This window comes from Faecalibacterium sp. DFI.5.82 (assembly GCF_029076575.1).
Classification (GTDB): Bacteria; Bacillota; Clostridia; order Oscillospirales; family Ruminococcaceae; genus Faecalibacterium; species Faecalibacterium duncaniae.
Window position 1 is genome coordinate 1 of sequence record NZ_JARFIS010000238.1, and the last position, 334, is coordinate 334.

Genomic DNA, 334 nt, shown 5'->3' on the forward strand with positions numbered 1-334 from the left:
GAACTGCAAAATCTATCGCTGCGCTCCGCCTTTGGGCAGGGCGCAGCTTTGCTATACCCGGAAAAGGAGAACCTATGCGACTAGACAAATAACTGGCCGAGACGGCGCAATGCACCCGGAGCGAGGCAAAGACCCTGCTGAGCAGGGGACGGGTGACGGTGAACGGCGCGGAGTGCAAAAAGGGGGACACCCAGCTCAGGGAAGGGGACAGCGTGGCGGTGGACGGTGCGCCGCTTGCTTACCAGCTGTTCGTCTACCTGATGCTCAACAAGCCTGAGGGCGTGGTGAGCGCTTCCACCGACAAGCGGGATACCACCGTGGTGGATCTGATCGG

The 334-nt window shown here is 61.1% G+C and carries 1 pseudogene; it reads left to right on the top strand.

The features are described from left to right. Positions 1-152 precede the first annotated feature (152 nt). Positions 153-334 (top strand): annotated as a pseudogene (locus P0G09_RS16405) (16S rRNA pseudouridine(516) synthase); the annotation flags it as partial.